Annotated in this window: 14 protein-coding genes; 7 read left to right on the top strand and 7 right to left on the bottom strand. The window is 73.0% G+C overall.

Annotation, left to right across the window (positions count from 1 at the left end; genetic code table 11):
- The first annotated feature begins 4 nt into the window (after positions 1 to 4).
- On the top strand, positions 5 to 1081 hold the full coding sequence (locus IE237_RS36040; RefSeq protein ID WP_189806391.1) for a P1 family peptidase: 1077 nt from the start codon (positions 5 to 7) through the stop codon (positions 1079 to 1081).
- Between the two features lie 72 nt (positions 1082 to 1153).
- The gene (locus tag IE237_RS36035) at positions 1154 to 1996 is read left to right on the top strand and encodes a DUF6227 family protein (protein ID WP_229843884.1); all 843 of its coding nucleotides are present in this window, start codon (positions 1154 to 1156) and stop codon (positions 1994 to 1996) included.
- Between the two features lie 49 nt (positions 1997 to 2045).
- Here IE237_RS36035 and IE237_RS36030 read toward each other — a convergent pair whose 3' ends face one another.
- Entirely contained in the window at positions 2046 to 3122 is a 1077-nt protein-coding gene (locus IE237_RS36030; RefSeq protein WP_189806389.1) for a tetratricopeptide repeat-containing glycosyltransferase, read from the bottom strand.
- A gap of 315 nt (positions 3123 to 3437) precedes the next feature.
- Between IE237_RS36030 and IE237_RS36025 the strand changes: the two genes are divergently transcribed.
- A complete protein-coding gene (locus tag IE237_RS36025) occupies positions 3438 to 4976 on the top strand; it encodes a hypothetical protein (protein ID WP_189806388.1) in 1539 nt (512 codons plus the stop codon).
- Between the two features lie 67 nt (positions 4977 to 5043).
- On the opposite strand, the gene IE237_RS36020 is transcribed toward IE237_RS36025, so the two are convergent.
- Positions 5044 to 6573 (bottom strand): MFS transporter, encoded by a 1530-nt coding sequence (locus IE237_RS36020; protein ID WP_189806387.1) that lies wholly within the window; start codon positions 6571 to 6573, stop codon positions 5044 to 5046.
- 62 nt (positions 6574 to 6635) lie between these two features.
- Here IE237_RS36020 and IE237_RS36015 point away from each other — a divergent pair, with 62 nt between their 5' ends.
- A complete protein-coding gene (locus tag IE237_RS36015) occupies positions 6636 to 7646 on the top strand; it encodes a helix-turn-helix transcriptional regulator (RefSeq protein ID WP_189806386.1) in 1011 nt (336 codons plus the stop codon).
- On the opposite strand, the gene IE237_RS36010 is transcribed toward IE237_RS36015, so the two are convergent.
- Positions 7643 to 8644, bottom strand: coding sequence for a sigma-70 family RNA polymerase sigma factor (locus IE237_RS36010; protein WP_189806385.1), 1002 nt, complete (start codon positions 8642 to 8644; stop codon positions 7643 to 7645). The two genes, IE237_RS36015 and IE237_RS36010, sit on opposite strands and share 4 nt — an antisense overlap.
- 474 nt (positions 8645 to 9118) lie before the next feature.
- Between IE237_RS36010 and IE237_RS36005 the strand changes: the two genes are divergently transcribed.
- Complete coding sequence (locus IE237_RS36005; protein WP_189806384.1) at positions 9119 to 10132, top strand: questin oxidase family protein; 1014 nt, start codon at positions 9119 to 9121, stop codon at positions 10130 to 10132.
- 153 nt (positions 10133 to 10285) lie between these two features.
- On the opposite strand, the gene IE237_RS36000 is transcribed toward IE237_RS36005, so the two are convergent.
- Entirely contained in the window at positions 10286 to 11074 is a 789-nt protein-coding gene (locus tag IE237_RS36000; RefSeq protein ID WP_189806383.1) for a dioxygenase family protein, read from the bottom strand.
- A gap of 88 nt (positions 11075 to 11162) precedes the next feature.
- On the opposite strand from IE237_RS36000, the gene IE237_RS35995 reads away from it, so the two are divergent.
- Positions 11163 to 11669 carry a MarR family winged helix-turn-helix transcriptional regulator gene (locus IE237_RS35995; RefSeq protein WP_189806382.1) on the top strand — a complete coding sequence of 169 codons (507 nt, stop codon included), beginning with the start codon at positions 11163 to 11165 and terminating at the stop codon, positions 11667 to 11669.
- A 115-nt stretch (positions 11670 to 11784) separates the two neighbouring features.
- On the opposite strand, the gene IE237_RS35990 is transcribed toward IE237_RS35995, so the two are convergent.
- Positions 11785 to 13314, bottom strand: a complete 1530-nt coding sequence (locus IE237_RS35990) for an MFS transporter (RefSeq protein WP_189806381.1) — start codon at positions 13312 to 13314, stop codon at positions 11785 to 11787.
- Positions 13315 to 13475: 161 nt separating this feature from the next.
- A complete protein-coding gene (locus IE237_RS35985) occupies positions 13476 to 14141 on the bottom strand; it encodes a TetR/AcrR family transcriptional regulator (RefSeq protein ID WP_189806380.1) in 666 nt (221 codons plus the stop codon).
- Positions 14142 to 14411: 270 nt separating this feature from the next.
- On the opposite strand from IE237_RS35985, the gene IE237_RS35980 reads away from it, so the two are divergent.
- On the top strand, positions 14412 to 15683 hold the full coding sequence (locus tag IE237_RS35980) for a M6 family metalloprotease domain-containing protein (RefSeq protein ID WP_189806379.1): 1272 nt from the start codon (positions 14412 to 14414) through the stop codon (positions 15681 to 15683).
- Here IE237_RS35980 and IE237_RS35975 read toward each other — a convergent pair.
- Positions 15670 to 17334, bottom strand: a complete 1665-nt coding sequence (locus tag IE237_RS35975; RefSeq protein WP_189806423.1) for a class I adenylate-forming enzyme family protein — start codon at positions 17332 to 17334, stop codon at positions 15670 to 15672. The two genes, IE237_RS35980 and IE237_RS35975, sit on opposite strands and share 14 nt — an antisense overlap.
- Positions 17335 to 17650 lie beyond the last annotated feature (316 nt).

Below are 17650 nucleotides of genomic sequence, written 5' to 3'. Positions count from 1 at the left end.
GGACATGACACTCCCCGAGGAGAAGAACGGCCGGGACGCGATCACCGACGTGACCGGGCTGCGCGTGGGGCACGCGCGCGTGGCCGGGCCGGGGGCGCTGAGCGGCACCACGGTGGTCCTGGCCCCGGAGGGCGGGGCCGTCGCCGCCGTGGACGTACGGGGCGGCGGTCCGGGCACGCGGGAGACGGACGCCCTGGACCCAAGGAACGTGGTCCAGCGGATCGACGCGGTCGTCCTCACCGGCGGCAGCGCGTACGGCCTGGACTCGGCGGGCGGGGTGATGGCCTGGCTGGAGGAGCGGAACCGGGGCGTGCGGGTGGGCCCCGACCCGTCCCACGTGGTGCCGGTGGTGCCCGCCGCGTGCGTCTTCGACCTGGGTCGGGGGGGCGACTTCAGGGCCCGCCCGGACGCGGCGACGGGACGGGCGGCGGTGGAGGCGGCCGCCGCGAGCGGGGACCACGCGCGCGTGGAGACGGGCGCGGTCGGCGCGGGCACCGGGGCCGTGGCCGGCGGGCTGCGGGGCGGGGTGGGGACGGCGAGCACCGTCCTGGAGTCGGGGATCACGGTCGGGGCGCTCGTGGTGCTGAACGCGGCGGGCTCGGCCGTCGACCCGGCGAACGGCGTCCCGTACGGCTGCTACTACGCGGCGGGCCCGCTCGTCCCCCCGGAGGCCGCGGTCCACGAGGCGGCCCTGCGGCGGCTCGCGGAGGCGCGGGAGGCGTCCGTCCGGCCGCCGCTGAACACCACGCTCGCCGTCGTCGCGACGGACGCGGCGCTGACCCGGGCGCAGGCGCAGAAGGTCGCGGGCACGGCCCACGACGGCATCGCGCGCGCGGTGCGCCCGGTGCACCTGATGAACGACGGGGACACGGTCTTCGCGCTCGCCACCGGGACGCGGGAGCTGCCGGAGGAGCCGGGCCCGCTCGCCCTGAACGAGATCCTGGCGGCGGGCGCGGACCTGGTGACCCGGGCGATCGTCCGGGCGGTCCTCGCGGCCCCGGGCGGCCGGCGCGGCCCGGGCGGCGACTTCCCCTCGTACCGCGAGCTGTACGGACCGCACGCGGACGCGTACTGCCGGTAAGCCCAAGGGAGTTGAAGGAAACGGTCGGGAACTTCCCAAGCGGGCCCCTCGTTTTCCGGAACGCCGGACGCGATGTCAGACCCAGGGACTACGTTAAGCAAGCACCAAGTGACATGCGGCGACGGCCTGGAGACCCTCTTGAACGATCCGCAGGATCCTCACGATCCTTACGAGACGACCGAGACGCACCTTGAGCGGCTTCTCGGCCGGGCGCTCAACTCCTTCGACCTGCCCGACTCGACCGTCGAGCGCCTCGGCACGGCGCTCGCGCACTCCAGCGCGCTGCACTCCTCGCACCACAGCGCGTCGCTGCACCGCACGACCCACCGCCACACCTATCTGCTCGCCGACGGCAGCGCCCTCAGCCTCTGGGAGCTCGCGCACAACGCCGGCCGGGACGGCACCGAGCAGCACGAGCTGTACGCGGAGGAGTCGGAGGCGCGGCTCGCCGCCTCCCGCCTCCCGACCGGACCGCTGCCGGGCTGGACGGCGGAGCGCTCCGACGGCCGCGCCCTCGACGACGACGACGACCTGGAGCTGCTGAGCTCCCTGCTGGCCCGCCCGATACCCGCCCAGCCCCGGATGTACGTGCCGGACAACTCCGCCGACCACGCGCGCCGCGTCCTGCGCCGCGCGGAGAACGCGGACCGGCCGGGCGAGCGGACGGCCCGTCGCCTCCGGCTGGCCTTCGCGCACCACATCACCCAGGCCTTCGGCCGCCACTGCCCGGTGGAGGGCGGCCGGGACGCCGGCTTCACCCTCTACGAGCACCAGTTCCTGCTGCTCGACGGCAGCGAGGTGAGCCTCTGGGAGGTCGAGCACACGGCGACGCCGGACGGCCGGCACATGTGCGAGGTGTACGAGGACGAGCACGCGGCCCGCGGGGCGATGGAGTCCCGCTCGCGGGTCCGCTGACGCACCGCCGGCGCACGCCCGGCCGGGCCGCCGGTCCCGCCCCGTCCGTTCAGCGGACGAGGGCGGGGGCGGCGGCCTCGGTCAGCCTCTCCACGGCGAACGCCCGGTTGGCGCGGGTCTGTTCGCGGTAGCTCTCCGGCAGGTCCGGCAGGGCGAGCAGCCGGTCGCAGGCGGCGAGCGAGGCGGCGTGGTCACCCACCCAGTACGCGGTGATCGAGTACTCGAACAGCAGCCCCCACCGGTAGACCCACGGCTGGGTGAACAGCACGTCGTCCGGCATCTCCCGGCCCACGACGGCGGACACGATGGCGTGGGCGGTCGCGTGGCGCCGCATCTTCCTCAGCCGCGCCACCAGCTCGTAACAGGCCTCCAGGCGCTCCGGCCGGGAGTCCCAGGCCCGTGAGAGGGCGTCCATCGCGGCCGGCCAGTCGCCGGCGTCGGCCCGCAGGACACCCGACTGGAGCAGCGAGAAGTACACCTCCTCGACCCAGCCGCCCATGGCCGCGCGCCGCTCGTAGAGGGCGACGGCCTCGTCGGTGCGGCCCATGTCCCGCAGGGTCTGCGCGAGGTAGAAGACCGTGCGGTGGTTCGTCGGGTCCCGGTCGAGCTCGGCGCTCAGGAGGCGGGCGTCGCGCTCGAACTTGTCGTGGCGCGAGCCGCCGTCGGCGTGGTCCTCGATGACGAGGGCGTCGAGGTTCTCCTGGACGTGGTCCCGGTCGGCCGTCAGGTACTCGTGGGTGACGCCCTCGTACCGCCACGGCAGATCGCCTCTGACCAGGCGTTTGATGCGGTACTCGACGGTTCCCCGGTGGCGGATCATGTACGCGTCGGCGAGCGGTCCGCCGGCGGCGGGCAGCGGGGCCTCCTGCCGCAGGACGTGGTCGGCGTCGAGGAGCAGGAGATAGTCGGCCCGGCCGAGGGCGTGCGCGATGTTCAGGCTGCGGTTGTGGCCGAAGTTCACCCACGTCTCCTCGTGGAGCTCCCCGGGGATGCCGTCGAGGGCCTTGCGGATCAGCTCCTGGGTGCCGTCGGTGGAGCCGGTGTCGGAGATGACCCAGGTGTCCACGAGACCGCGGACGGAGGCGAGGCAGCGCTCGATCACGGCGGCCTCGTTCTTGACGATCATGCACAAGCAGATGGACGGACGCACGGCAACACCACTTCCGGTGGGGGCGGGGGGAACGGTCGGGTCGGACAGTGGGGGGCGACCCTACGGGCGGGCTCCCGGAGCGCCCCTCCGACGCGCCGACAGACCGTTCGAAGTTCGCCGTTGCGTACGCATCCATTCAGCTATCCGTGTTAGGCCATGGCGTTGAGAGTGCCGAAAAATCGTCAAGCCTTTGCATGCGCGATCCGATGATCCGACCAGGGAGTGAGAACCGGCTCCCCCCTCGACCTCACTCGCGCCGGCCGCAGAGCCGGTGGAGGAAGGAGCATGCACATGCGTCCTGATGCCAGGACCAGGACCCCGCTCGGCCCGCTGCCCCGCCGGCGCGCGTGGATCAGCGGTGGGGCCATCGCCTCGGTCGCACTCGTCCTCACCGGATTCGCGTCACCGGCCGCGTCGGCCGCGTGGGGGTCCTCCCCCGAACTCGGCGCCCGTGGCGTGACGAGGGCGGGCCCCCCGCCCGGCGACCCCTGCAAGGAAGGGCCCCACCACCACGAGGACGGACCTCCGCCGCACCGCGAGGACGGACCTCCGCCGCACCACGAGGACGGACCTCCGCCGCACCACGAGGACGGACCTCCGCCGGGCCACGAGGACGGGCCTCCCCCGTGGGAGCAGGACGGGCCCCGGACCGCCGACCTCGCGGCCTTCCTGGACAACGAGATCCAGGGGCCCCGCGCACTGACCGAGGCCGCGCTGCGCACGGTGGGCGGCGGCCACGACGACGACTGCAAGGTCGGCCCGACCGGACCTACGGGCCCGACGGGACCCACGGGTGCGACGGGCGCGACGGGCGCCACGGGCGCGACGGGCGCCACGGGCGCCACGGGCGCGACGGGTGCGACCGGAGCTACGGGCGCGACAGGCGCCACAGGTGCGACCGGAGCCACCGGAGCCACCGGTGAGACGGGTGCTACCGGCGCGACGGGTGACACCGGAGCCACGGGCGCCACCGGCGCGACGGGAGCCACCGGCGAGACCGGAGCCACTGGAGCAACAGGCGCCACCGGAGCGACCGGCGCGACGGGAGCCACCGGCGAGACCGGAGCCACTGGAGCAACAGGCGCCACCGGAGCGACCGGCGCCACCGGCGCGACGGGCGCCACCGGAGCGACCGGCGCCACCGGCGCAACGGGAGCCACCGGCGAGACCGGAGCCACCGGAGCGACGGGCGCCACCGGCGCGACCGGCGCCACCGGCGCGACCGGCGCCACCGGCGCGACGGGCGCGACGGGCGCCACCGGCGAGACCGGAGCCACGGGTGCCACGGGTGCCACCGGCGCCACGGGAGCCACCGGCGCAACAGGCGCCACGGGCGCGACAGGCGCCACAGGCGCGACAGGTGCCACCGGAGCCACGGGCGCCACCGGCGCCACAGGTGCGACCGGACCCACCGGGCCCTGCTCCGACATCGACCTCTACGCCCCCTCCAGCACCGAGGACCAGCAGGCGGTGCTCACCGGAGGCCGGGTCTACGTCGGAAGGGCGCCCTCTGCGGGCGGAATCATCACCTGGCAGGACCTCACCAACGCCACCGCCACCGCCGACGACCCCGCCAACCCGAACTTCCCCGGCAACGCCTGCGGCGTCTCCTACGACAACCAGGGCAACACGGCTCTCGTCAAGATCGTGACCGTGAACGGGCAGGTGTGGCAGACGATCGGCCAGACCAACGGCGGCAACTTCATCTGGAACCAGGCCTGGAGCCAGCAGACGACACCCACCCCGGCGGCACTCCGCTCGAGCAAGTTCGAGCGCACCCTGCCGCCCAGCACAGCCCGCAACCTCGTCCCGGGCCTGAAGCGCCCCTGACCGACAGGAGACACGGCTGAGGGGCGGTGCGCATCATGCGCACCGCCCCTCTTCGCTTCCCCCGGACTCAGTGCGTCAGCACCGGCTCCTTCGCGGCCCCGTCGGCGACGACCTCGTCGTCACCGCCGCCCTCCACGTGCTGCTTCGGCTTCGCCGGCAGCGCGAACATCACCAGGAAGATCACCGCGAGCACGCCCGCCGCCCAGCCCAGCGAGTTCTGGAAGGCGTCCGTGAACGCCGCCCCCACCTCGCCCGGGGCCTTGGCGAGCTTCTCGTCGTCGATCGTCCCGAAGAAGACCACCGACACCAGGCCGAGTCCGAGCGCGTTGCCCATCTGCCCGGTCGTGTTGATGAGGCCCGAGGCCGAACCGGCGTGCTCCTTCGGCACCTCCGAGAGCACCGCGTCCGTCAGCGGCGCCACGATCAGGCCCATGCCGAGACCCATGACCACCAGCGGCGCGATCATCTGCCAGGAGTGGATCCCGGTCCCGTACCGCCCGGTCACGAAGAGGTAGAGCAGGATGCCCGCGATCATCGTCAGCGCGCCCGCCTGGAGCACCTTCCGGCCGAAGCGCGGCACCAGCTTCTGCACGGACATGCCCGCCGCCACCGAGACCGCGATCGAGAACGGCACCCCGGTCAGACCCGCGTGCAGCGGGGTCCAGCCGAGCCCGATCTGCATGTACATCGTCCACACGAGGAAGAAGATGCCGAGCACGACACCGAAGGTCAGCTGCACCGCGACACCGGCCGCGAAGCTCTTCACCTTGAACAGCGACAGCTCGACCAGCGGCGACCCGTCCTTCTTCGTCTTGTACTTCTCGTACGCCACGAGGGCCCCGAAGACGAGCAGGCTGCCGGCCATCATCAGGTGACCCCAGAGCGGCCAGTCCAGCTCACGGCCGCGCGTCAGCGGGTAGACCAGCATGAGCAGCGCCGTCGTCACGAGGAGCACGCCGACCATGTCGAGCTTGAGCGCCTTCGGCGCCTTCGACTCGGTGATGAACTTCCGGCCCAGGATCAGGGCGGCGACGCCGACCGGAAGGTTGATCAGGAAGATCGGGCGCCACTCCAGACCCGCGATGTTCCACTGGGTGAGGAGCGCGCCGAGCAGCGGGCCGGAGACCGCGCCGAGGCCGATGATCGCGCCGAACATCCCGAAGACCTTGCCGCGCTCGTGCGCCGGGAAGGTGACGTGGATGATCGACAGGACCTGCGGCACCATCATCGCGGCCGCCGCGCCCTGGAGCAGGCGGGAGCCGACGAGCATCTCCTGGTTGGCCGCGAAGCCGCAGAGCGCCGAGGCGAGGGTGAAGCCGGCGGTGCCGAGGAGGAAGAGGCGCTTGCGGCCGTAGATGTCCCCGAGCCGCCCGCCGGTGATCAGACCGGCGGCGAACGCGAGCGCGTAGCCGGCGGTGATCCACTGGATGGCCCCGAACGAAGCGCCGAGGTCCTTCTCGATGCTGGGGATCGCGATGTTGACGATCGTGGCGTCGACCAGGTCCATGAAGGCGGCGGTCATGACGATGGCGAGGGCGATCCAGCGCCTCTTGTCGCTGGCCGCTGCTGCTTCGGTGGCGGCGTCGTGTGAACTCATACGAAGAAGATAAGAGTCATCTAGGTCAGGTCATGTCCTAGATGGGCCTCATCCTGGAAAACATGACGGACACCCCGGCACGACTCCTGAATCTGCTCTCGCTCCTCCAGACCCCGCGCGAGTGGCCCGGAAGCGAGCTCGCCGAACGGCTCTCGGTCTCCCCGCGCACCATCCGCCGGGACATCGACCGGCTCCGCGACCTCGGCTACCCCGTCGAGGCGACCATGGGCGCCGTCGGCGGCTACCGCCTCGTCGCCGGTACGGCCATGCCGCCGCTGCTCCTCGACGACGAGGAGGCCGTCGCGATCGCCGTCGGCCTGCGCGCCGGCGCCGGGCACGCCATCGAGGGCGTCGAGGAGGCGTCCGTACGGGCCCTGGCCAAGCTGGAGCAGGTGCTGCCGGCGCGGCTCCGGCACCGGGTCTCCACCCTCCAGAACGCCACGATCCCGCTGACCCGGGGCGACGGCGCCACGGTCACCCCCGCCACCCTGACCGCGCTCGCGGGCACGGTGACGGGGCACGAGCGGCTGCGGTTCGGCTACCGGGCCGGGGACGGCACGGAGACGAAACGGCTGGTCGAGCCGTACCGGCTGGTGTCGACGGGGCGGCGCTGGTACCTCGTCGCGTACGACCTGGGGCGCGAGGACTGGCGGACCTTCCGGGTGGACCGGGTGAGCGAGCCGTTCCCCACGGGCGCGCGCTTCACCCCGCGCGAGCTGCCCTCGGGCGACGCCGCCACGTACATGGCCCGCTCGATGGCGCGGACCCAGGGCGAGGTCGACCTCGACGTGGAGTTCGCCGCGCCGGCCGAGTTCGTCGTGGCCCGCCTCCCGTCCCACCTCGTGCCGGTCGCGACGGGCCCGGACCGCTGCCGGCTGCACGCCCGCGTCGCCGACTCGGTGGAATGGCTGGCGCTGAGGCTCGCCCTGATGGACGTCGACTTCACGGTGCGGGGTCCGGATGCGCTGGTGACGTACATGCGAGACCTCTCGGGGAGGCTGGCGGCGGCCGTTGCGGGCAATCGTTCCGCCGGGACGACTGCCCACACGAGGGTGGGCCGCCGGCCGCTCTAGGCCACCGCGTCGAAGCCCGTGTCGTGGGCCATCTTCTTCAGTTCCAGCAGCGCGTGCTTCTCGATCTGGCGGATCCGCTCGCGCGTCAGCCCGTGCTCCTTGCCGACCTCCGTCAGGGTCCGCTCGCGGCCGTCCTCGATGCCGTACCGCATGCGGATGATCGACGCCGTCCGGTGGTCGAGCTTGTCGATGAGGTCGTCGAGCTCCTCGCTGCGCAGCAGTGTCAGCACCGACTGCTCCGGGGAGACCGCCGAGGTGTCCTCCAGGAGGTCGCCGAACTGGGTCTCGCCCTCGTCGTCCACCGACATGTTCAGCGAGACCGGGTCGCGCGCCCAGTCGAGGACGTCCGTGACCCGCTCCGGCGTCGAGCCGAGCTCGGCCGCGATCTCGGCGGGCTCGGGCTCCCGGCCGTTCTCCCGGTTGAACTCGCGCTGCACCCGCCGGATCCGGCCGAGCTCCTCCACGAGGTGGACGGGGAGCCGGATGGTCCGGGACTGGTCGGCGATGGACCGGGTGATGGCCTGGCGGATCCACCACGTGGCGTACGTGGAGAACTTGAAGCCCTTCGCGTAGTCGAACTTCTCGACCGCGCGCACCAGGCCCGCGTTCCCTTCCTGGATCAGGTCGAGCAGCGGCAGCCCGCTGCGCGGATAGCGCCGGGCCACGGCCACCACGAGCCGCAGGTTGGACTTGATGAAGAGGTCCTTGGCACGCTCGCCCTCGGCGACCAGCGCTTCGAGCTCCTCGCGGGTCGCCCCGCCCCCGTCGCTCTCCACCTCTTGGTCGAGTATCTGCTGGGCATAGACGCCCGCCTCGATCGTCTGGGAGAGCTCGACCTCCTTGGCGGCGTCGAGCAGGGGCGTGCGCGCGATCTCGTCGAGGTACATGCCGACCAGGTCGCGGTCGGCGATCTCCCCGCCCACGGCGCGAACGCTGCTTGCCCGTGCGGCCCCGCTCTTGGCGGAGGTCTGACGACGGGCGACGGCACGGGTTGCCATGCGTGCTCCCTTGCTGAGTAGGTCGCGACACCCTTCCGGGTGCCCTGCATCCGACGGAAACAACGACTGGAATCAGGACAGAATTCCCACCCGGCACATGGATTTTCGCGATCATGCAGTATCCTGCGCGGCCGCCGCCCCCGCGGGCACGCCGCGGGCACCCATGGAGGTGCAGGTCAGACCGGGCACGGAGGGTGAAACGGCGCCCCTCGCGGGCGCACGCGACCACGCTGTCGGTGAGACCGCGATCACATGCGGCGCCATCCCTTCAGACGCCGCCGCACGACCCACGGTTGCCTCGGGCCCACGGTTGCCTCCGACCCACGGTTGCCTCCGGCCCACGGTTCGGTTGCCTCCGACCCACGGTCGCCCCGACCCACGGTCGCCTCCGCGGCGGACCGCCTCGCCTCCGCCCTGCGGCCTAGGTCCCCAGCCCGTTCCGCCCCACCGCTCCCCGCGCCTAGCGTCGCCCTCATGACCGACACCACCGGCACCCTCGACGAGGCCCTCGAACGGCTCCACACCTCGGGCCCCGAGCGCAACGGCTGGCTCACCAATCACGCCCCCATGGCCGTCGAGGCCCTGGTCCGGCACGGCCGGGCCCCGGCCGTGCACCGCTGGCTCGACCACTACGCGCCCAAGCTGGAGGAGCTGCCGCCCGCGCGCCTCCCGGTCACGACGGACAGCTGGCGGGAGGCGCTCGGCGATCCGGCGCGGATCACGGACTGGACCCGGTTCTTCTCCCGCGAGCTGGCGGACCACCCCTGGCGGGAGGTCCTCGCCGCGTGGTGGCCCCGGCTGCTGCCCGGCATCGCGGGCGGGGCGACGCATCCGGTGATCCGTACCGGTCACGCCGTACGGACCCTTCTGACGCCCGGCGCGGAGGAGACGGCGCCGCGCCTCGCCGAGCTGGCGCACGCCCTCGGCTACTGGGCGGCCCGCCACCAGCCGCTGCCGCTGCTCGCCCCGCTGGCCGCCGCGCCGACGGCGGCGGCCGCGCTCGACGCCGTACCGCCGGTCCCGGAGCAGGACGGCGGGATCCGGACCCGGCTCGCGCAGCTGACGGCGTTCCCGGTGTGGGGCGGGGCGACGGACCCCGAGACGGCGAAGGAGCTGCTCGTCGAGCTGGTGACGGCGGCGACGCACCGGTACGCGTCCCACGGCCACGGCGAGCCGATCATGCTGGTCCACGCGGCGACCGCGCCGAACGCGGTCCTGCGGGCGCTGCCCGCGCTCCCCCGTGAGCTGTGGGCGCCGAGCGTGGCGGCGGCCTGGGCGGCGGCGGCCGCGGTGACGGCGGCCTACACGCCGCGCGAGGCCGCCCCGTACGCGCGGACCGGCCTCACCGCGGAGGAGGTCTTCGAGCGGGCGGCTGCGCACGGCGACGACCACACGATCAAGTTCGCGGACACGGCGCTCGACGTGGGCGACGGCCTCGCCCTCAGCGCCGCCGTCCGCTCCGTCGAGCTGAATCCGCCGGTCTTCTGAGCCCGGCGCTCCGGAGGGCCCGGAGAGCCCTGAGGACCCGCAGGGCCCTGCCGACCCCGACGAACCGCACGAACCGGACGACCCTGCCGATCCCGATGAACCGGAGGACCCGAACCGTGCGGCGGACCCGGACCATTCCGATGCCCCGGCCGCTCAGCCGAACTGGACGGACCGCTTGGCGAGTCCCATCCAGAAGCCGTCGATCACGGACCGCTCCGCGTCGAGGTCGCCGGCCGCGTCCGCCGCGCCCATGGTGACGAAGAGGGGGGCGAAGTGTTCGGTACGGGGGTGGGCGAGGCGGCCGGCGGGCGACTTGTGCTCGAAGTCCAGGAGGGCGTCGACGTCGTGTGCGGCGAGGGCCTCGCTCCCCCAGGCGTCGAACTCGGCGGACCAGCCGGGGACGCCGGGGCCGGTGTGGCGGAGGGCGGCGAGGTTGTGGGTGAAGAAGCCGCTGCCGACGATCAGGACGCCCTCGTCGCGCAGCGGGGCGAGCTTGCGCCCGATGTCCATGAGCCGGCGCGGGTCGAGGGTGGGCATGGAGATCTGGAGCACGGGGATGTCGGCGCCCGGGAACATCTCGACGAGCGGCACGTACGCGCCGTGGTCGAGGCCCCGGTCGGGGATGTCCTGCACGGGCGTGCCGGGGGCGCGGAGCAGCTTGCGGACGGCCTCGGCGAGCCGCGGGGCGCCGGGGGCGGCGTACTGGACGCGGTAGTAGTGCTCGGGGAAGCCCCAGAAGTCGTACACGAGGGGGACGGTCTCGGTGGCGCCGAGCGCGAGCGGGGCCTCCTCCCAGTGGGCGGAGACCATGAGGATCGCCGTGGGGCGCGGCAGGCCGGCGGACCAGGCGGCGAGCTCGCCGGGCCAGACGGGGTCGTCGGCGAGCGGAGGGGCGCCGTGGGACAGGTAGAGGGCCGGCATCCGTTCGAGCGTGGCGTCCATGGCGACGATCCTCCTGGTCCTTGAAACTTCAAGCTAACTGCTCACAGCCTAGCCGTACATAGTTCAACTTTCAAGAATGAGTCGTACGATGGGACCCATGGGAGACATGACCGAACCCCGCTGGCTGACCGACGAGGAGCAGCACGTCTGGCGCGCGTACCTGCACGCCACCACGCTCCTCGAGGACCACCTCGACCGCCAGTTGCAGCGCGACGCCGGGATGCCGCACGTCTACTACGGACTGCTCGTCCAGCTCTCCCAGGCACCGCGCCGCCGGCTGCGCATGACCGAGCTCGCCCGGAGCGCCAAGATCACCCGCTCCCGGCTCTCCCACGCGATCGCCCGCCTGGAGAAGAACGGCTGGGTCCGCCGCGAGAACTGCCCCTCCGACAAGCGCGGCCAGTTCGCCCAGCTCACGGACGAGGGGATGGAGGTCCTCCGGCGGAACGCCCCCGGGCACGTGGCCGCCGTCCGCCAGGCCATGTTCGACCGGCTCTCCGCCGATCAGGTGGAGCAGCTCGGCGCGATCATGCGCGTCATGGCCGAGGGCCTCGAACCGGCGGACGCGGACGCGGACCTGCCCTGGCTCCGCTGAGGAGGCGGAACCAGGGCAGGCGGCGCGGGATCACCGGGGTCGGTGACCGACGGCGGGATCACCGGGGTCGGTGACCGACGGCGGGATCACCGGGGTCGGTGACCGACGGCCGGGATCAGTGGGCGATGACCGGCACCTTCACCTCGTCGTCCGCGCCCGCGCCGGACCCGGCGACCACTCCGGTCCCCGGCTTCCCGGTGTTGATGAGCACGAAGGCGATCGTGGCCGAGACGACCAGGATGCCGACCGCCCACCAGATGGCCGCGGCGTACCCCTCGACCATGCCCTGGAGCTGAAGCAGCTTCTGCGCGGCCGGGGTCGTCGCGCCGGCGGCGTGGTCGGTCAGGTAGGCGGTGGTCGCCGAGGCGGCGATCGTGTTCAGCAGGGCCGTACCGATGGCGCCGCCGACCTGCTGCGAGGTGTTGACCATCGCGGAGGCCACACCGGCGTCCCGCGGGTCCACGCCGAGCGTCGCGAGCGACATGGCGGGCATGAACGCCGTACCCATGCCCAGGCCGAGGAGCAGCTGCGCGGGCAGGATCAGACCGGCGTACGAGGTGCCGATCTCCAGCTGGGTGAGGAGCAGCATGCCGACACCGGCGGTCAGGAAGCCCGGGCCCATCAGGAGCCGCGGCGGGACGCGGGTCATCAGGCGCGTGCCGATCTGGGTCGAGCCCACGATCATGCCCGCGATCATCGGCAGGAACGCGAAGCCCGTCTTGACCGGCGAGTACCCCTTCACGACCTGGAGGTAGTACGTCAGGAAGAGGAACAGGCCGAACATCGCGATGACGGCGAGACCCAGCGAGAGGTAGACACCGCCGCGGTTGCGGTCGGTCAGGACGCGCAGCGGCAGCAGCGGGGACTTCACCTTCGCCTCGGTGAGCACGAAGGCGAGGAGCAGGACCGCGGAGCCGACGAAGAGGCCGATCGTGCCGGCGTCGCTCCAGCCCGCGGACTCGGCGCGGGTGAAGCCGTACACGAGGGCGACGAGGCCCAGGGTGGACAGGATCACGCCGGGGATGTCGAGCGCGGAGCGGTTGCGGCTGCCCTCGGGCTCACGGACGACGAGGTACGCGCCGACGGCGGCGACCACGGCGAACGGGATGTTGACGAAGAAGGTCCAGCGCCAGTTCAGGTACTCGGTGAGGAAGCCGCCGAGGATGAGGCCCACGGCGCCGCCGCCGCCGGCGATCGCGCCGTAGATGCCGAAGGCCTTCGCGCGCTCCTTGGCGTCGGTGAAGGTCACGGCGAGCAGCGAGAGCGCGGCGGGCGCGAGGAGCGCGCCGAAGGCGCCCTGGAGCGCGCGGGCTCCGAGCATCATGGCCTCGCCGGTCGCGGCCCCGCCGAGGGCGGAGGCGGCGGCGAAGCCGATCAGACCGGTGATGAAGGTCCGCTTGCGGCCCCACAGGTCGGCGATGCGGCCGCCGAAGAGGAGGAGGCCGCCGAACGCGAGGGCGTAAGCGGTGATGACCCACTGCCGGTTGCCGTCCGAGATCCCGAGGTCCTGCTGGGCGGAGGGCAGGGCGATGTTCACGATCGTCGCGTCGAGCACGACCATCAGCTGGGCGAGGGCGATGAAGATCAGGGCTTTCCAGCGGCCGGCGTCGGCCTGGATCGCGGGCGAGTCGGGGATTTTCGGCATGGGGGTAGCCACCTCTTGGCGCGTACTGGTGAAAAAAGGACGTAAGGACGTGCGGGTCACATGAGTCGGGGGCCCTGGAGGCGGGCGCTCACGACGGGGCGCTCACGGCGGCGGCGCTCACCACGGGGCACCCGCGGCGGCAGCGCTCCCGAAGGCGGCGCTCACGACGAGGAGCAGGAGTCGCGTCTCAGGTCCTCCAGGGTGGCGGCCTTCCCCGGCAGCTCGGAGCGGGCGGGCGCCTCCAGGCCGTCGAGGAACAGCTGCAGGTGGCGGTGGACGAACTGGTCGAAGGACCCGCAGGCCGATCCGGGCAGCGGACGGGTCAGCTGGGAGATCGCCACCATCAGGTCTCCGACGCCCACGTCGGCGCGGAGCCGGCCGGCCCGCTGCGCCCGGTCGACGAGGCCCTTGACGGCCTCCTCCAGGCGGTCGCGTTCGGCCGTCAGGTCGGGGTGGTCCTTGTCGAAGGCGCCGTCGAGCATCGGGCACAGGGCCCCGATGCGCTCGTCGGCGGCGCCGTGGGTGAAGCGGCGGAGGGCGGCGAAGGTGTCGCTCTCCTCCTCGGTGGCCCGCTCGGCGAGCTCGGTGACGCGGGCCATGAGCGAGAGGACGACCTCGTGGACGAGGTCGGCGCGCTCGGGGAAGTTCCGGTAGAGCGTGGCGTTCCCGACGCCGGCCCGGCGCGCGACCTCGTCGTAGGGCACCTGGGGGCCGAACTCGACGAACATCTCGCGGGCCGTGCTCACGATCCGCTCGCGGTTGCGCAGGGCGTCGGCCCGCGGGCGGGGTACGCGGCGGGCGGGCGCGGTGTCGGCGGTGCTGGTCACGCCACGGCCTCCTCACTCGTCCGGAAGCTTCCGGAACATCCGGGGAAGGATTCCCCACTTCGTTGGACACAGGCGTAAACGGGGAGTCGGTCCCCGGTTATTTCCCGGCCATCCTGTGACCTGCGTCACACGCTCTCCGCTCCGTGGAATACCCACGATCGGGCCACCCGGCGCGCGTACCCGGACCGCGCGTCACAGGCTGATCGCACAGCGCGGACCCGCGGAAAGGGGTCGCGGCGCGCCGACCTGACCCCTCCGGAGAGGCGACGTATGCAGCACCCCCGCCGACGGATACGCAGACCCGTCGCCCTGGCGGCGACCACGGCGCTCTCCCTCACCCTGCTCGCCTCGGCGAGCACCACCCTCCCCGGGCCGGCCCCGGCCTCGGCGGGCCCCGTGGCCGCCGCGCCGAGCGGCGCCCAGCTGGGACCGTGCCGCATCGCCACCACGATGGGCGTGCAGATGTCGGAGGGGCTGCCCACGGCCCCCGGATACGTGCGCTCCACGGGCCTCGTCAGGGCCCTCAACCTGATGATCGACTTCCCGGACGCCTCCGGGGACGGCACGGCGATGAACCGCTTCCGCGAGTTCTTCCCGCAGACCGCCGACTGGTTCCGCACCAGCTCGTACGGGCGCCTGCACTACCAGCCCGAGGCGCCGATACCCGACTGGCTGCGGATGCCGCGGGCGTTCTCCTCGTACGGCATCGAGCGCGGCTCACCGTACGAGCCGGGCTACCGCTCCCTCGTCGAGGACATCGTGAAGGCCGCCGACCCGCGCGTGGACTTCAGCGCCTACGACCTGGTGAACATCCTGGTCACGCCGAACGCCGGGCCCTCCGCCCTCGACACCGTCCTGTCCGTGACCTTCTCCGGCAACGAGGACGCCCCCTACGCCGACGGCGTGCCGCTCGCCAACACGTCCTTCGTCTACAGCCGCCAGGACGACGGCTCCGGCAGCTTCACCGAGACCGGCTACCGCGTCCTGCCGCACGAGAACGGCCATGTCTTCGGCCTGCCCGACCTCTACACCTCGGACGGCGGCGGCACCGTCGGCCACTGGGACATCATGTCCGAGGACTGGGGCGCCAACAACGACCTGCTCGCCTGGCACAAGTGGAAGCTGGGCTGGCTCGACAACGACCAGGTCAGCTGCGCCGCCGGCCCCGGGACGGGCGACTACAGCCTCACTCCGCTCGCGACCCCCGGCGGCCCCAAGCTCGCCTTCGTCCCGCTCTCCGGCACCTCCGGATACGCCGTCGAGGTCCGCAGCAAGGACGGCAACGACGAGGCCGTCTGCGAGCAGGGCGTCCTCGTCTACCGCGTGGAGTCCGACGTGGACACCGGCCACGGCCCGGTGACCGTGGCCGACAGCGACCGGGCCAGCGGCGGCTGCACCCGCCGGGCCAACGTCCACGCGGAGCTGTCGGACGCCCCGTACGGCCCCGGCGAGACGTTCACCGACCGCGCCAACGGCATCCGGATCACCGTCCTCGACGAGGACCCGACGGGGACGTACCGGGTCCGGATCACCCGGCGCTGAGCCCGGCCCCGAGCCCGGCGTCGGCCCCGGCCCCGACCCCGGCCCCGAGCAGGTCCCTGAGCTCGCGCTTGAGGATCTTCCCGGTCGGATTCCGGGGCAGTTCCTCCGCCCGTACGAGGATCCTGGCCGGCACCTTGAAGGCGGCGAGGCGCGCGCCCACGTGCGCCCGCAGCGCCTCGGTGCCGGGATCCGCGCCGGGCCGCGGCCGCACGACGGCCACGACCTCCTCCCCGAGCAGCGGATGCGGGACCCCGAACACGGCGGCGTCGACGACGTCCGGATGCTCGTGCAGCACCCCCTCGACCTCGACGCAGTACACGTTCTCGCCGCCGCGGATCACCATGTCGGTGAGCCGGTCGACGACGCTGACCCGGCCGTCCTCGTCGACCAGGACGAGGTCGCCGGTCCTGAACCACCCGTCCTCGGTGAAGGCGGCCCGGGTGGCGGCCTCGTTCCCCCAGTACCCGCGGATCAGCGACTGCCCGCGCAGCCACAACTCGCCCACGCCCCCGGCGTCGGGCCGCTCGACCCGCACCTCGGTGACGGGCGAGGGCCGTCCGACACTCCCCGGATGGGCGCGGTACTCGGCCCCGACGTTCGAGAGGACCCCGCCGCAGGTCTCGGTGAGCCCGTAGCCGTTCCGGGGCTCGATCCGCTCCCCGTACCCGTCGACGATCCCCGCCACGATCCCGGGCGGGGCGGCGGCGCCCCCGGTGCTGAGCAGGGTGAGGCTGGTCAGCGGGTCGCCGGTGCTCCGGGCGAGCGCCAGCAGCTGGAGCGCGGTGGTGGGCACCCCCGCGTAGTGGGTGACGCCGTGCTCGCGGATGAGGCCGAGGGCCTGGCCGGCGTCCCACTTCCGCATCATCACCAGGGTCCCGCCGGCCGCCATGACGGCGTAGAACGACGTGAACGCGGCGACGTGGAAGAACGGGAACGTGGTCAGGGAGACCGGTGCCGGCGCCGTCCCGGGCACCTCCCCGCGCGCGAGGGCCGCGGCGGCGGCGAAGTACCGCGGGTTCATGGCGGCCCCGGCCTGCGCGAGGTGGGTGGCGACGGCTCCCTTGGGCCGCCCGGTGGTGCCCGAGGTGTAGATGATGGTGGCGTCGTGCTCGGGCAGGACGTCGACGGGCGGCGGCCCCGGCAGCGGGTCGGTGTCGGCGGCGTACGCGGCGAAGCCCTCCTCGGCCTCCCCCCGGAAGACGATCCCGGGCACGCCGTTGCGCACGGCCCAGGCCCGCACCCGGCCGACCCGTTCCCCGTCGACGAGCAGCACACCGGGCGCGCAGTCCTCCAGCGCGTACGCGAACTCGTCCTCGGTCCACCAGGCGTTGAGCGGTACGGCGACGAGCCCGGCGAGCTGCGTCGCCCAGAAGGCGACCTGCCACTCGGGCAGGTTCCGCATGGCCACGACGGCCCGGTCGCCCGGCCGCAGCCCGTACTCCCCGACGAGCCGCCGGGCGAGCCCGCAGGCGGCGTCGAAGAACTCCCGGTAGGTCATCCGCACGTCCTCGGACAAGAGGAACAGCCGGTCGCCGTAGGCCCAGGTGACCTCGACGAACTCCCGCAGGGTCCGCGGCCCGCCGGCGTACACCCCGTCCTCGACGGCGAACGGCGCCCCGTCAGCCGTCAGCCGCTCGACCCCGCCAGCCACCACACCATCCTCCTAAGCGCCCGCTCAGCACACCCGGCGACGCTATGCGCACCCCCGAACGCGGTCAACCCCACCCGGCACGGATGGAACCCCTCACCTGCACGCATTCCGGCACCGAAACGCTCCCCGACGGCATCAACTGCGGCGAGTTCGCCTTCGTCCTCCGGCAGCGACTGGAGGAAGGAGAGGGCCACCGGAAGAATCCGGTGGCCCTCTCTCCTCGGAGAGGCGCACCTCTCCGAAGTCCACCCACGGCTCCCTCACCCGCGTCGACGCCGGCCGTGGTCATGGGCATGCGCGCGGCCGTAGGCGCTCT

Origin of the sequence: Streptomyces tanashiensis, from assembly GCF_014648895.1 — a bacterium.
Lineage (GTDB): Bacteria > Actinomycetota > Actinomycetes > Streptomycetales > Streptomycetaceae > Streptomyces > Streptomyces tanashiensis.
This window is presented reverse-complemented; position numbering and strand designations above follow the sequence as displayed.

Coding starts and splice junctions, on each gene's coding strand:
- IE237_RS36040 (WP_189806391.1), top strand. CDS start 5: ATGACACTCCCCGAGGAGAAGAACGGCCGGGACGCGATCACCGACGTG.
- IE237_RS36035 (WP_229843884.1), top strand. CDS start 1,154: ATGTCAGACCCAGGGACTACGTTAAGCAAGCACCAAGTGACATGCGGC.
- IE237_RS36030 (WP_189806389.1), bottom strand. CDS start 3,122: ATGATCGTCAAGAACGAGGCCGCCGTGATCGAGCGCTGCCTCGCCTCC.
- IE237_RS36025 (WP_189806388.1), top strand. CDS start 3,438: ATGCGTCCTGATGCCAGGACCAGGACCCCGCTCGGCCCGCTGCCCCGC.
- IE237_RS36020 (WP_189806387.1), bottom strand. CDS start 6,573: ATGAGTTCACACGACGCCGCCACCGAAGCAGCAGCGGCCAGCGACAAG.
- IE237_RS36015 (WP_189806386.1), top strand. CDS start 6,636: ATGACGGACACCCCGGCACGACTCCTGAATCTGCTCTCGCTCCTCCAG.
- IE237_RS36010 (WP_189806385.1), bottom strand. CDS start 8,644: ATGGCAACCCGTGCCGTCGCCCGTCGTCAGACCTCCGCCAAGAGCGGG.
- IE237_RS36005 (WP_189806384.1), top strand. CDS start 9,119: ATGACCGACACCACCGGCACCCTCGACGAGGCCCTCGAACGGCTCCAC.
- IE237_RS36000 (WP_189806383.1), bottom strand. CDS start 11,074: ATGGACGCCACGCTCGAACGGATGCCGGCCCTCTACCTGTCCCACGGC.
- IE237_RS35995 (WP_189806382.1), top strand. CDS start 11,163: ATGGGACCCATGGGAGACATGACCGAACCCCGCTGGCTGACCGACGAG.
- IE237_RS35990 (WP_189806381.1), bottom strand. CDS start 13,314: ATGCCGAAAATCCCCGACTCGCCCGCGATCCAGGCCGACGCCGGCCGC.
- IE237_RS35980 (WP_189806379.1), top strand. CDS start 14,412: ATGCAGCACCCCCGCCGACGGATACGCAGACCCGTCGCCCTGGCGGCG.